This is a genomic window from Arcobacter ellisii (assembly GCF_003544915.1).
GTDB lineage: Bacteria > Campylobacterota > Campylobacteria > Campylobacterales > Arcobacteraceae > Aliarcobacter > Aliarcobacter ellisii.
Window position 1 is genome coordinate 2385007 of record NZ_CP032097.1, and the last position, 13583, is coordinate 2398589.

General features: G+C 23.5%; 20 protein-coding genes. 11 read left to right on the top strand and 9 right to left on the bottom strand.

What is annotated here, in order from left to right; translation table 11 throughout:
• The first annotated feature begins 6 nt into the window (after positions 1–6).
• From AELL_RS12110 to AELL_RS12125, 4 genes are all read left to right on the top strand, one after another.
• Positions 7–306, top strand: a complete 300-nt coding sequence (locus AELL_RS12110) for a hypothetical protein (RefSeq protein WP_118918200.1) — start codon at positions 7–9, stop codon at positions 304–306.
• Positions 303–923 (top strand): hypothetical protein, encoded by a 621-nt coding sequence (locus AELL_RS12115; protein WP_118918201.1) that lies wholly within the window; start codon positions 303–305, stop codon positions 921–923. The genes AELL_RS12110 and AELL_RS12115 overlap by 4 nt, the downstream gene beginning before the upstream one ends.
• On the top strand, positions 920–3409 hold the full coding sequence (locus AELL_RS12120; protein ID WP_118918202.1) for a hypothetical protein: 2490 nt from the start codon (positions 920–922) through the stop codon (positions 3407–3409). Before AELL_RS12115 ends, AELL_RS12120 begins: the two co-directional genes overlap by 4 nt.
• A gap of 72 nt (positions 3410–3481) precedes the next feature.
• Complete coding sequence (locus tag AELL_RS12125) at positions 3482–3973, top strand: SHOCT domain-containing protein (RefSeq protein ID WP_118918203.1); 492 nt, start codon at positions 3482–3484, stop codon at positions 3971–3973.
• 17 nt (positions 3974–3990) lie between these two features.
• On the opposite strand, the gene AELL_RS12130 is transcribed toward AELL_RS12125, so the two are convergent.
• The gene (locus AELL_RS12130) at positions 3991–4434 is read right to left on the bottom strand and encodes a hypothetical protein (RefSeq protein ID WP_118918204.1); all 444 of its coding nucleotides are present in this window, start codon (positions 4432–4434) and stop codon (positions 3991–3993) included.
• 89 nt (positions 4435–4523) lie between these two features.
• On the opposite strand from AELL_RS12130, the gene AELL_RS12135 reads away from it, so the two are divergent.
• Complete coding sequence (locus AELL_RS12135) at positions 4524–4901, top strand: hypothetical protein (RefSeq protein WP_118918205.1); 378 nt, start codon at positions 4524–4526, stop codon at positions 4899–4901.
• An 87-nt stretch (positions 4902–4988) separates the two neighbouring features.
• Positions 4989–5942, top strand: coding sequence for a nuclease-related domain-containing protein (locus tag AELL_RS12140; protein ID WP_118918206.1), 954 nt, complete (start codon positions 4989–4991; stop codon positions 5940–5942).
• A gap of 89 nt (positions 5943–6031) precedes the next feature.
• Here AELL_RS12140 and AELL_RS12145 read toward each other — a convergent pair whose 3' ends face one another.
• The 6 genes from AELL_RS12145 to AELL_RS12170 form a co-directional block, all read right to left on the bottom strand.
• A complete protein-coding gene (locus tag AELL_RS12145; RefSeq protein ID WP_014473653.1) occupies positions 6032–6316 on the bottom strand; it encodes an addiction module antidote protein in 285 nt (94 codons plus the stop codon).
• Positions 6309–6608 carry a type II toxin-antitoxin system RelE/ParE family toxin gene (locus tag AELL_RS12150; protein ID WP_118918207.1) on the bottom strand — a complete coding sequence of 100 codons (300 nt, stop codon included), beginning with the start codon at positions 6606–6608 and terminating at the stop codon, positions 6309–6311. Before AELL_RS12150 ends, AELL_RS12145 begins: the two co-directional genes overlap by 8 nt.
• A 54-nt stretch (positions 6609–6662) precedes the next feature.
• The gene (locus tag AELL_RS12155) at positions 6663–7142 is read right to left on the bottom strand and encodes a hypothetical protein (RefSeq protein WP_118918208.1); all 480 of its coding nucleotides are present in this window, start codon (positions 7140–7142) and stop codon (positions 6663–6665) included.
• Between the two features lies 1 nt (position 7143).
• Positions 7144–7968: a metallophosphoesterase family protein gene (locus tag AELL_RS12160; RefSeq protein ID WP_118918209.1), complete on the bottom strand. Its 825-nt coding sequence runs from the start codon at positions 7966–7968 to the stop codon at positions 7144–7146.
• Positions 7965–8576 carry a hypothetical protein gene (locus AELL_RS14370; protein WP_226805988.1) on the bottom strand — a complete coding sequence of 204 codons (612 nt, stop codon included), beginning with the start codon at positions 8574–8576 and terminating at the stop codon, positions 7965–7967. Before AELL_RS14370 ends, AELL_RS12160 begins: the two co-directional genes overlap by 4 nt.
• A gap of 74 nt (positions 8577–8650) precedes the next feature.
• On the bottom strand, positions 8651–8980 hold the full coding sequence (locus AELL_RS12170) for a hypothetical protein (RefSeq protein WP_014473649.1): 330 nt from the start codon (positions 8978–8980) through the stop codon (positions 8651–8653).
• A 329-nt stretch (positions 8981–9309) separates the two neighbouring features.
• Between AELL_RS12170 and AELL_RS12175 the strand changes: the two genes are divergently transcribed.
• The 4 genes from AELL_RS12175 to AELL_RS12185 all read left to right on the top strand — a co-directional run bounded on the left by AELL_RS12175 (position 9310) and on the right by AELL_RS12185 (position 11557).
• Positions 9310–10020, top strand: a complete 711-nt coding sequence (locus AELL_RS12175; protein ID WP_118918210.1) for a hypothetical protein — start codon at positions 9310–9312, stop codon at positions 10018–10020.
• Between the two features lie 73 nt (positions 10021–10093).
• On the top strand, positions 10094–10504 hold the full coding sequence (locus AELL_RS12180) for a hypothetical protein (RefSeq protein WP_118918211.1): 411 nt from the start codon (positions 10094–10096) through the stop codon (positions 10502–10504).
• Positions 10497–10634 (top strand): hypothetical protein, encoded by a 138-nt coding sequence (locus tag AELL_RS14330; RefSeq protein WP_164967262.1) that lies wholly within the window; start codon positions 10497–10499, stop codon positions 10632–10634. Before AELL_RS12180 ends, AELL_RS14330 begins: the two co-directional genes overlap by 8 nt.
• Before the next feature lie 2 nt (positions 10635–10636).
• Positions 10637–11557, top strand: coding sequence for a DUF6414 family protein (locus AELL_RS12185; protein ID WP_118918212.1), 921 nt, complete (start codon positions 10637–10639; stop codon positions 11555–11557).
• A gap of 71 nt (positions 11558–11628) precedes the next feature.
• Here AELL_RS12185 and AELL_RS12190 read toward each other — a convergent pair whose 3' ends face one another.
• Both AELL_RS12190 and AELL_RS14375 read right to left on the bottom strand, forming a co-directional pair.
• Positions 11629–12279 carry a hypothetical protein gene (locus AELL_RS12190; RefSeq protein WP_118918213.1) on the bottom strand — a complete coding sequence of 217 codons (651 nt, stop codon included), beginning with the start codon at positions 12277–12279 and terminating at the stop codon, positions 11629–11631.
• 4 nt (positions 12280–12283) lie between these two features.
• A complete protein-coding gene (locus AELL_RS14375) occupies positions 12284–12682 on the bottom strand; it encodes a hypothetical protein (protein WP_152031920.1) in 399 nt (132 codons plus the stop codon).
• A 596-nt stretch (positions 12683–13278) separates the two neighbouring features.
• On the opposite strand from AELL_RS14375, the gene AELL_RS12200 reads away from it, so the two are divergent.
• On the top strand, positions 13279–13569 hold the full coding sequence (locus AELL_RS12200; RefSeq protein WP_118918215.1) for a hypothetical protein: 291 nt from the start codon (positions 13279–13281) through the stop codon (positions 13567–13569).
• The last annotated feature ends 14 nt before the right edge of the window (positions 13570–13583 follow it).

The window sequence follows — 13583 nt, forward strand, 5'->3', positions numbered from 1 at the left end:
TAAAAAATGGTAATGCGTCAAAAATCAAAAACAGATATGGCTACACAACTTGCTATATCTGATGAAATCAAAACTTTAAATGAAAATATTGAAATTGTGGCATCTTTATTAAAAGATATAAATATTCCTTTTCTTGCAGGTAAAAATGGTCAAGAATTACTTGCTATGTTTATCCAAATTAGAAACCTTTTCAAAGATAAAAATGAAAAAGTAGAAAAGAAGATGATAATCCTTGAAAAATTACCACTTTTATATTTACAAATTAGTTTCATAAAACAACAAATAAAATCAGGAGCAAGTGCATGAAAAATATAGGTACAACTCTTGGTTTATGGTGGCTTAGTAGCTTTGACAAGTCTCAATTTTTATTTAAAAGTTTGAGAACTCTTCCAGTTTATTTACGATATTTGTTTTATGTATCTTTAATTACAGCTCTATATTTTACTATCGTAAAATTAGGAGCTATTATTGATGTTAGATCATATACATCTATTCCTGTATTTATCCAAAGCCTTTTAATCTTAATTGGCTTTGGTATAAAAGCACTAAGTGTAATTTTTACTATGGGAATTTTTTCGTATGAGAATTTATATAGTAGCAATTTTGATGTTGATAAACACCTGGAACAACAAAGAGAAAAGAAACAATATATAAGAGAAAACCAACTTGAAAAATACAGATTAAGAAATATACATGGATTTATTAGGATTTTATTATATATTGGAATTTACTGCTTTCTATATCTTCTCTTGGAAGATATTTTGGTTAGTGCATTTTTTAACGTTTATCCTAATCCATCAAAAGAGATTTATATTAAATTTCTCTACGATTATGATTTTGTTATCAAATGTTTTACAGGTATATATTTCATCTTCACTTTGGTTTTAGACTATTTCGTAAGAAAAAATAGGAGCTTACAATGAAAACATTTTTAATCTTCCTATTTAGTTTTATATTTGCTCTTAAATCTTTTGCATATACAGAAATAAGTACATCAAATGTAATGGAAGATTATAGAAAAGGAGACATGGAAAAATATAAAAATGATGATTTATTGCCAATTTCTAAAGAAGCTCTTATAAGTAGAGGAATTATCTCTAATGAAAGCCAATTAACAAGACAAATTGCAACTCCAATTAATAGTGCAAATATAAGATCAAGTATAACTTGTTCTTTTGTGGGTAATGATTGGACTGCAACTGTTTATTCAATAAATGCTCAAAGTGGGATAGTTACTTGTATGGTTGCAAAAAAAGGAGATTTATATAATCCTATTGGAGTATTTGATATAAGTTATCCAAATTTAAAAGAAGCCTTTGCGTTAGATTTAAAAAAAGCAGAAGAAAAAAATAAAAATTTAATTGATAATGCAGATAATCAATTTAAACCTTTACAAGATTCAGTAAGTTCTATTCAAAGCTCAATTTTAAATCAAACTGGAAATTATTTAACTATTCCTAGACTATTAACTGCTGCAATTTTGAGTGATACTGATATTGTTGATGTTGATGCAACTAAAACAGCAGGTAAACTACAACTAAAAGATAATTTTGTATCAAGTTACTTTGATTCAGGTTCTAATGAATTTGTTGACAATAAAGAGTATATTTTAACAGATGCAGAAACAATTTTTAGTGTTTATACAGGTCTAAGTGATGTAGGTATGATATATCTTATTTTGTTAATAGCATTTTTTGGAATCTGGGGATTAGGAAGTAAAACTTTATCTCATCTTTCTTCAAAAGTTGAAGAAAAACAAAATCATGAAAAAGTATCTCCATATGTTACAGGTATTGTATTAGGTATCTTACTATTCTTTCCAACTGGATTTAAAGAGCAAGTTTCAAACAATGGCCAAGTAGTTGCAGAGTATGACATCATGAAAACAAAATACCAGGATTTTGAAAAAAGTGGATATTACTTATTTAGTGATTGGGCTGATGCAGCTGCTAAAGTAATTATTGATGCAGAAATAAACGCAATCATTAAAAAAAGTGGAGTTGGGACAAAAGAACAAATTATTCAAACAAGTGCAAGTAAAACTCAAGCAGAAGAATTAAAAAACTTTACAAGAATAGTGACAGAAATTTGTGAAAATAATATCTATAACTATGATGGATTAATTGATAGTGAAGGAAGACATCAATATTCAATAGATCCAAATGTTGCATATCCTACAAGTGAAAAATGGGCATATGCAAATAGCAAAATTAGAAGTAATACTTCAAACTTATACTATTCAGTTGTTGATGGAGAAGTAAAAAGTAGTGGTGCTTATAATCAAAATGTTTTAAATAAAGTAAATGGAAATAATCCTTTAGACAACTATTATCCTGAATATAGTTTAAGTCTATGTGGTAAAAACTATTATGCAGATCAAGAAAACCTCTCAAAACTAAAAAGCAATAATGAATCAATGGAGTTATTATCTAACTCTTCTAATAAAATTCCAATGCTACAAGGACTCATAAAATTTCAATATGAGTTATATAGAGACTTTGGATATTTAGCTGTTCTTGGATTACCCGTTACAAAACTTCAAACGGAGTATATTGGCGGATTATATAAAACAAAAAGAAGTGAAGTTTTAGAAAAACTAAATGATGAAGTAAAAGAAGATTCTTGGGGAACTCATATGATTATGAGTTCAATTCCATATATGTTTGTTCCAGGAGCAGGAACAATATTTAATGTTGTTACTGAAAACTCTGGAAAAATTGGAGGTGCTATTGGAGGTGCAGGAGGTGCAGCTGCAGGTGGTGGAATATTAAGTTGGTTAAGTGGAACAGTTGGTACTATTGCAGGAGCAGCAGTTGGTACTCTAGGAGGAGGAATATTAGGTATGTATTTTGCTTATGAAACAGCAAAAACAGTACTAGAACTTACTCCAATAGTTGGATTAGTTGTAATTGGATTACTTAGATTTATAGTTATTATGATAAAGATTTTTAGTTTTCATTTTGCTAGTTTATTTATGATGCCTATTATGTTTGCAAGACAAAATATAGAAGCAATATCAAGATTTACGATGAAAATATTTGCAACTATGTTAGAACTTCCAATATTTGTTTTAGCTGTTTGGTTGGCAATGACTGCAAGTTCTTTAATACATTCAATTGGTGATATTTTTGGTAAGAAAATCATTATCGGAATGTTAGAAAACAACTCTTTGCAACACCAAGCATCTAACACCAATCATTGGGAATGGACAAGTAAACTAAAGATTTATGTTTTTGATGGATTTATAGAAATTGCAATTGCTGTGTTTAGTATTGTGATTATTTATAAAATAATTGTTTCTCTGCATAGTACTTTATTTGAAGTAATTGAAGTTCAAGGAAGTAAAGAACTTGATAATGCAATTGAATCAATGAAAAATGAAGCAACTGGTTGGGGAAGTAGAATATAAATCAAAGAAAGTAATATGAAAAAATATTACTTTCTTATATTATAATTATTTAAAATTAAAAAAGGAAATTAAATGAGTTTTTCAAATAACGTAAAACAGGGTGCAGTAATAGGTGGAGTTCTTTTCTCTGGAGGTATTTTTATAAGATTATTTATTTATTTTTTTATATTTAGTTTTATATCTTTTATTGTTCTACTATCATTAGATAGTAAGGCAACATCAATCATATATCATTTTTCTTTATTTAATAATAGATCTATTGGTTACTTCTTTCTATTTCTAATTGCATCTTTACCTGCATTACTATTATTATCACTAAAAGAATGGTCAATTAGAAGATTTAGAAGAAAAAACAATTTACCAATTTATAAAAACATTTCATTAGAACTTTTACAAATGGAAGCTAATAAAAATGCTCAAATGGAATATGAAGCAAATCAACATATTAAAAATATATATGGCTTTGAAGAAACAAAAGATTTAAACTATTGGTTTGAGTTAAAAGAAAAAGGTGCTATTACTCAAGAAGAGTATGAAGCAAAAAAGAAAGAATTTTTAAAATAAATTTCACATAAGAGAGATTATTGAATCTCTCTTAGAGTTTCAATAGTATCTCTTAAAACTTTAATTTGAAGAGCTTTATCTGTAGTTGATAAATTTGAGTTTTCAACTTCAGCTATTTTTTCATTTACAAATTTTAAATCATCTTCAACAGATGAAAAGAAAGCAAATTCTTTTAACATACTTGAAATTCTTTGAATATCAAGTTTATATTTTTCAAGATCATCATTTTTAAATTGTTCAGAATCTAATGACATTTCAAAACCTCTATCACTTTGAAATTCACCTAAATATTCAACTACAAAATCATAATTATTAGTTGGATATTGATTTTCAAAATGTTTGATACCTTGAGATAATGCAGCAGATTTATCATCACTATAAGTGTAATAATTATCTATAAAATGATGATTATTTTTTTCAAAAACTTGGATTTCATAATTAGGTTCTAATTCTTCATACATGATAAAGCCTTTAATTTTTTAAAATTATACAATGTTATTTTTGTTTAATTTTAAAATATTACATATTGAAATAAAAAAAGGAGTACAAATTGAGTACAAAAAGAAAAACAAAAAATGATATCTTACTTTCAAATATTGAAGTAATAAAAACTCTTTTAATAAATTTATATACTATTCCTAAACAATTAGCTTATATTAGCCAAAACAATAAAAGCAATTTTAGTGTATCAGATACTACATATATGAAATTTTTAAATGAATATTTACCAAAAGAGTATGAACAATATAAAAAGAATTTATATTTTAAAACAAGAATTTCAAAAATAAAAGAAATAGCCAAAATATACACAATTATAGAATTTCAATTTCATGAATTAAATTTTACTGGGTATATAAATGGAAATACTAAATTAGATTTAACAATAGAAGATTATAAGCATTTTATGATTAGGTATTTTAAAAATTAAATTATTTCTATAAAAATAATCATTGTATTATTTATTTATAACTATAATTAATACATAATAAATTTTTTTGAATAAAAGGTATATTGAATGACATTAAAGAATATTGATGAACATAAAGAAAAACAAATAACTATTTTAAAGAATTTATTAAATCTCTCTCAAAATGAAAATCAAAAAATTTTAATAAAAAAAGAACTTTCAAAACTAGAAACTGGTTTAAAGGGAGAAAAAGATACAGCTTATTTTATAGATTTTAAATTGAATGATAGTGATAACTATGTAGTACTTCATGATTTAAGATTTGAAACTGAAAAATTTTCAGCTCAAATAGATCATTTATTAATAAATAAAGCAATTGGTATCATCTTAGTTGAAACAAAACATACAAAAGCAAAAGTTACAATAAATGATGATGGAACAATGCTTTATGATTATGGTAATGGAAAATCATTCAATCAAGCTAATCCACTAGAACAATCAAAAAGACATGAACAAATTTTACATGAGATTTTAGAAAAATATAATATGAAAATGCATATTGAATCTTATGTAGTATTTCTTCCTGATGTTGTTATAACAAATAAAGAGTTGCCAAAATATTTTTATAGAGCTGATTCATTTTATGATTCAATAGTTACTAATTTTCAAAGAAGTCCTATGAAAATTTTAGGAGCAATTTCTAAACTTATTACAAACACAATGCTTACAACAAGAGAAATTGAAAATATTGGTAATATTTTAATTAAAGAACATAAACCAGTAAATATTGATTATGAAAAAAAATATCCTATTTCAAACTCTAAAAATGATTTAGAAAATGAAAAGGTCATTACTATTCAAAATGAAGAACTTAATGATATAGAAATATTATGTAAGAAAAATAATATTGATATTTCAACTTTTAAAGAGATAAAACATGCAGATAAATATATGGGTAAACCAATGGTAAGTTTTATTTGTAAAAAATGTGAAACTACTCAAAAAAAAGGTTTTAAAACATTTACTGAAACAAAAGTTTTATGTAAAGTTTGTGAGTGTTAATTAAAAGAATTAGTAAGTTTTAGAACCTTGTCAATCTGATAAAATAATATCAAGAATTGACAAGAAGAATAATCAATACTCTTTAAAATTTAAGCAGTAACTTGAACTTTAACTCCAAGTGAACCAAGTATTTTCATAATAGTGTCAAATTTAGGTTTTGTGCCTTTATGAAAAGTTTTATATAAACTTTCTCTACCTAATCCTGTTTCACTTGCAATTTGGCTCATACCTTTTGCTTTTGCAATATTTCCAAGAGCTTCTAGTAATTCATCCATATCACCATCTGCTAAGATTTGAGATAGGTATTCTGCTATTACTTCTTTATTATCAAGATATTGTGCTATATCAAAGTTTGTAAGTTCTACATTACTCATTTTCAAGCTCCTTTAAAATCTCATTTGCTTTTTTAATATCATCACTTTGTGATGATTTATCACCACCAACTAATAAAACAATAATTTCATCATCTTTTTGAGTATAGTAAACTCTATATCCTGGACCTGTTGGAATTCTAAGTTCACTTATATTATTACCAACTGATTTATGGTCTCCAAAGTTTCCTAATTTCATTCTCTCAACTCTTCGTAATACTGCAACTTTACCTTGAGTATCTTTGAGCTTTAACAACCATTTTGAAAAGATATTTGTTTGTTTTATTAAATACATAAGTCATTGTATCTTAAAAGATACATAGTGTCAAGAAGATAAAATTTTTATTCACTAAAAACTTCCTGTATTTTTAAACTGGTTAAATCTCAAATTATCTAAACCATTTTTTAATCCAAACATTCTTGCATAACCATCACCATCTTCACATCTATTTCCATGATAAAAAGAAAATTGATTTCTAAATTTTTCAATATCAAAATTTAATTTTAGAGGATTTTTTGATAAATAAACATATAAATATGCACTTCTAAGTCTTGCTTGGTTTGAAAGAGTTTTATCATTTGCTAATTTTTTCCAAATAGCAGTATCTCTATCCAGTAAAAGAGAATAAAGTTCATTTTCAAAATCAAGTTGAGAAGTAAAATATTTTTCATTTTCTAATATTCTTAAAAAAGTTTGTTTATTAGCTTTTTGCATTAAATATTTTGCTCTGTCTGGGCATAGATTATCAAGTAAGTTTTTTAGGTTTTTATTAGTTTTTAAAAACTCTAAATCTTCTCCAAAAAGTTCTATCATATCTTTTTTAGTCATTTTAAACCTCTATTTGTCTAATCTTAACCCAAGAGCCATTTCCACTTTCATTGAAATATCCAAGTGGATTACAGATACATTTAACATTATATTCTTCATATTCCAGTTCTTCGTGAGTATGTCCAAATATCCAATATTTCATATTTCCATTTTTTAAATATTTTTCTCCATCAAAGCAAAAGAACACATTTGATGGATTATTTTGGTATCTAATATTTATATGTTCATTTTTAGCAGATGGATTTATATGAGTAATCATTACATCACATTTTTGAAAAACCTTTTCAATTTTTGGTCTTTCAATTTGAAAAATATCATCAAAATTTTCAACACCATAAATAAACTCTGCATCATTCATAATATTTCGCCACATTACATTAGTTGATTTTCTAGTGAAAGTTTCTGTTGGATATTGTCTAAAGAAATATCCATCATTATACCAACCATCACAACCACCAAATTTAACTCCATCTATTTCAACTATCCAACCATCTAAACAATACATTCCAACTTCGCTATTGATTAGTTCTCTCATATTTTCAACTCTTGCAAATGAGTTTTTGAATTGAGATTTATTCTCTTTCCCTAATAAATAGTAATCATGGTTTCCAAGAACACAAATTATATTTTTGTAATACTCTTTTAGAATCTTTAATATTTTTATATTTTGGAAATTATTATGACCAATATCTCCTGCAATTACTAAAACATCTCCACAATTATTAAAATCAATAATTTGGCTATAAAATTTGATTACATCATCACTTTTATATTTATTGTAAAAGTAATTATCAAAGTGTACATCACTTAATATATCTATTTTCATTTTTTATTTTTCTTACTTTTTATATATTCAAGAATATCTTGAATACCATCTTTAGGATCAAACCAAGTTATTTTTTTAACATTCTGCATAAACCATTCACATTCTTGTAAATTACTAAATACAAAGCAACCCAATTCACTAGGAGAATCATTTTTAGATGTGTAATTATATTTATCTATTTTTCTCATTCCTGCAAATTCTGCTAATCTATCAATTTCATTATAGATAGAATTTAAATCATATTTATTCTCATTAATGATTTTTTCTTCATTCATAAGTATTTGTATTCCAAATTTATTTAAATACATTATTGAATTTTTAATACCAGGTAATATATTTTGAATAAAATCATTTATATTAGAGTTTTCATAATCATTTAAAATAGAATCTTTTATCTTATCTATAGCTTTTAAATTTTCATTTGAAAAGTTTTTTAATATATCAAATTCATTATCATCTTTTAATTTTACAAATTGTTCAGCAATAATAATTATATTCATCGTAAGTGCAGCTTTTAAAATCTTATCTTCAACATTTTCTTTCAATATAAAATTAATATCATCAACAGATTCTAATATTCTTTTTAATTTATCATTAGTTTTAGACATTTTTCAAATCCTTTAATCACTATATTTAATACCAAAGATTTAGTTAAAATAAATAATTATTCATAATATTTTTACTATTGCTTTAAATTTGCAAATATATCATGAACTTTTTTTTCTTTATTAATTTTATTTTCAATAACTATATCTTCATTAGTAGTATTTTCTTTTTTGATATTATTCGATACATCTTTATTTGAAAATCTTCTTTTACAAAATCCTTGTAAATTAGAATAAGAAACTTTACAATTACAATCTTCTTCTAAAAAACTTTGTACTTGTTTTAAACTAAAATTTGCTTCATATAACAAATATTCAATTGCTTTTAAATGATCATCTAATTTTGATTTTCGTCCTAAGCCTTGCTCTTTTTGAGCTCTTTTTTTTGCCAATGATAAAGAATCCATATTATCGCCTTATATTTAATAAATTATCTATTAATATCTTATTAAATAGTATTATAATAAAAATATCTTACATTTTACCTTATAATATCGTATTAAAACTTCTAAATAATATTTATACCTAATTTAATATCTTATATTTGTAATTTAAAATAATCAAAAAAGAAACCAAGCGAGTATGCCAAATGTGGTCACAAATTTCTAACGCAATTTATTCCCAATTTGACCTCTCGTTGTTCACTAAAGGTGACAAATAATATAAAAAATTAAAAAAAGTCATAAATGAGTAATTCTTTTAGTAAAATAATTAAAACTTTTTATTAGGGGGAAAAATGAATTTATTTGTTTATAGAATTGCAAAAGGTCATGAAGGAGGAATTATTGAAGATTCTTGTCCTACAAATTTTAATAAAATGTATCAAACATCTTTAAAAGAAACATTATTGAATACAGACCTTGGTCAAATTCCATATGAAACAAATAATTATATTGATTTTTTACATCGTGAACTTTGGCAATGTGGAAAACTAAGACAAGGATGGGGAATTGAAGGATTAGATTTAATAGGAGTAGATAATGATGCAGATGATACAGAAAAAAATCGTTGGATTAAGAATTATGTACTGGGATTAAAAAAATATTGGAATATAGATCCTTTAGATCCAAATAGTGGATACAATGAAAGTCATTTACCTTGTCATGAAGCAGCAGGTAGGATGAAAATGCTTTCATCTGTAATGTTAAATACAAAACCAAAAGATATAATTTTTATCCCAAAACATTCATTTGACAATCATCATGATGATTATCATTTCACAATCTGCGAAGTTGTAGGTCCTTATTATTTTGATTTAAATAAAAATTACCAAGATTTTGGACATACGATAAGTGTAAGAAATTTAAAAACATTTAAATACTCTGAAGACACAATAGTAGGAAAAGATTTTTTAGGTCAGCATCAAAAAGCTGTCTCTGAAATAAAAGAAAACTATATGGTATATAACAAGTTTTTAAATTTTATAAATAAATATTATATATTTTAAATGTTGAAAATTCAACATTAATAATTAAGATTATTTTTATATAATTTGAAATAATTTAATTCAAAGAGTTAATTTGGCAAATAAAAAAATTAAATGGTTTATTTATACTGTTTTAGTTGGGATGATACCTATAATATCAAGATTATTAATTACATCAATCATTAATAAAGAAGATGTAACTTTTTTTGTTGCAACAGATTTTATTGCATTAGGTTTAGTATTACATATTTCTATTATTAATGAATTAGAACATGTTAAAAATGATATAAATTGGAAAACAATACAAAATGGAATGTCTATAGTTTATATAGCAGCTTATAGTGTATTATTTTGTTTAGGAATATTAAATGATGAAATACCAAATATGATCGATAAGTCTATTCTTTTAAAATTATCAGTTATTCTAGTAGTAACTTCGTTTTTTTTAAGTTCATCAGTTTTTCATAGAGTAAATGCTATTTATTTAAAGGATAGTAATGTTTGAAACAATATTAATATGGATGAGTGTAATTATATCAATAATAGGTTTAGGAATAAGTTTTTGGTCTTTTAAAAATACTAGAGATAAATATTATAATGATTTTATAGATAAAAGAAAAAAGAAAAGTAGGTAAATATGTTTAAACAATTTTTATATTTAGATGAACAAAAAATGTATTCATTATCTTCTCAATTATTTGAAGGAATAACGGAATATATTTTAAATGAAAATGAATCAAGTGAAAGTGAAGAAACAAAACAAAATGGTCCTTTAGCTAGTGGTAGAATTATGGCAGATGTTATTAATTCAACTATAAAATCAACTGAAAAAAGATTTTTACATGATCATTCTTTTATTCTATTGGAAAATGAATTATTAAAAGGAAAGCATATTTTAAATATTGATGAAAAGACAATTTTTGAAAATGAAGATTTTGAAAAATTTTCATTTGTAAAAGTAAAAGCAAGAGCTATTTTTAATGATATAAATAAAATTAATGAATTATTTGAAAATTTTAATTCACTAGGTGAAGCTCTTACATATTTAAATATTGAATCAGAAATAGAAAAAATATTACAAAATAAAAATAATTTATCAGAAAAAGAACAAAATCAATTTAACCAAGAAATTAAAAGATTACGAAAAAAGGAAAATATAATTAAATTAGCTGAAACAAATAATTTGAGAAGAGATGATGATTTCTTAAAAAACTTATCATTGATTACTAATTATGGCTTTTCTGAAGATTTTGAGATTCAACAAAAAGTTAATAATTTTTTATTTACTTCTACATTAAACAGAGAGAATTTAAGAGAAAGTGAGAAAAGTTTAATTAAAAAGTATTCGAGACAATCAGAAAAAGAAATTGTAATTTTAGGAATAATTACACAAACTTTGAAAGAAAATACTTTAGAAATTAAAAATATTGAAGGAAAGAATTTAAAAGAGGGATTATCTAATATTATTGAACATTTAGCAAATATTGAACTATCTTTATTTGGTAAAGCTTCAAATGAAATTATTATTGATCCTATTGCTGTTTATATTGAATTATAAAAAAATAATAAAGTTGTTAAAAATTAACAACTTTATCTAAACTTCTTAATTAAAAATTACATTATTTTCTATTATTTATATTTTTTTTCTAAAATTTCCTTTTTTATAAGATTATTAATTCGAATAAAACCTCTCTCTTCTAGGTATTCTTTTAAAAGAAAATATGGCAAAAGAAATAGTAAGAAAAAAACAGAACCAATTATAATAAGAAAAATAAATGTATCTATCAAATTTATAGATTGTAAAAAATGTGTTGTTATTTTTTTTAAAAATAAATCTATTATTGAATTTTTATAATATAAGTAGTCAAATAAGAATAAACAAACTGTTCCATAATAAATAGAAAGTGATTCATATAATTGAGTTTGTTCTTTCCATTTTTCTTGAGTATAATTGAACATTACACTATTATTATCTTTAAATGATTTTGTCAATAATTTATAATATTCGATATAGTAAGCACTATTCTTTTTTTTAACTTTTAATTCTACTATCATAGTAAAAAAAGCAAATATCATTTTTGATACAATTGCAATATAAAAAGAGTATAGACATAAGAATACTAAGAAAAATCCTACACTATTTTTAAAAAAATCTAATTTTAGACAATAAATATTTTCAAAATTATTTTCTAATAAAAAAATATCTAAAAATAATACAAATGATACAATTAACAGTAAATATTTAATATTTGCAAATTTTTCAAGTTTTGATGTTTCCATTATATTAATTTATCCTTTCTTTTTTATTTTCTTTTAATTTTATTAAAAATATTTCTTTTTGCTCAGTTGAAATTCTATTTTTTTTAACATGTAATGCTAAAACACTATTATAAAAAGGTTCTTCATATTTATTGATATCAAGTATATAAGGAAAAGAAATTCCTGATAAGATTAATCCAGTTAATATTGACGCAAGTAAATTTTTTGCAAATGATTTAATAAAAGAATAATTTTTCATTAATGAACTTTTTATAGTAGTCCCCAAAAAAGCTATCCATATTATAAAAAATGAAAAAAATGTTATCCATAATAAAACTTTTAAATTATTTTCATACTCAAAGTTATACGTTTCTAAAATTTGATTATTTAACATAATCATAATTGTCAATATAAAAAATGGCATAGCAAATAATCCATACTTTACTATGTGAAGAAACAAAGCATAATAATTATCAATTACCTTGATTTTTAATAACAAGGACAAAAATAGCGGTCTAAATAGAGCAATTAAAAATACTCCTGATAAAAAAACACCTATCCAGTGTTCTATACTAATAACATCAAATATATTAAATGAAAATGATGTAAAATTTGTTTTAACAATACTAGTAAATACGTATGTTATTAAAATTGAACATATCAATAAAATTATTAAAAGAAATAATTCTTTTAATCCGGGCTTTTTATTTAATTTTAAATAATTAGCAATCATTTTTTCTCCTTCTTTTTTAATTTGAAAGAAGATTATATATAATAATTTTTTAACTGATCAAAAATATTACAATATGTAATATATGATTATTTTACTTTATCTCTAATTTTTCACCTATCTCTTTTTGATTTATAATATTTAATTAAAAAATGAAATTACTCTAATGTAAACAATTTATAAACATAAATCAAAAAAATTTGAGAAAAAGTATAATATTTTTGTTAATTCTAAATAATAATAATAATGATAAAATAAACAATTATATAAAATAAAAAAAGGATAATTAAATGAAAGTTATATTACGTAGAACAATATATTGCCATTCTCAAGAAAGAGGTCTTATCTCTAATTGTGTTTTTAAAGAATATAATTGGAAAATTTCTCCTGTAATTGGTGCAATAGTGGATGATACTGCTTGGCACAGAAATGATATTACTAAAATTGAAGAAATTATTATCCATGCTGAGGATGGTGATGCATATTATGTAAATTTGAATCCTCTTTGTGTAGATTCTGAATCATCTGTAAATAAATACGTTGAAATAGCAAAATCACATTACTGGAAAAAAGAATGTTAATTTTATATAAAGTA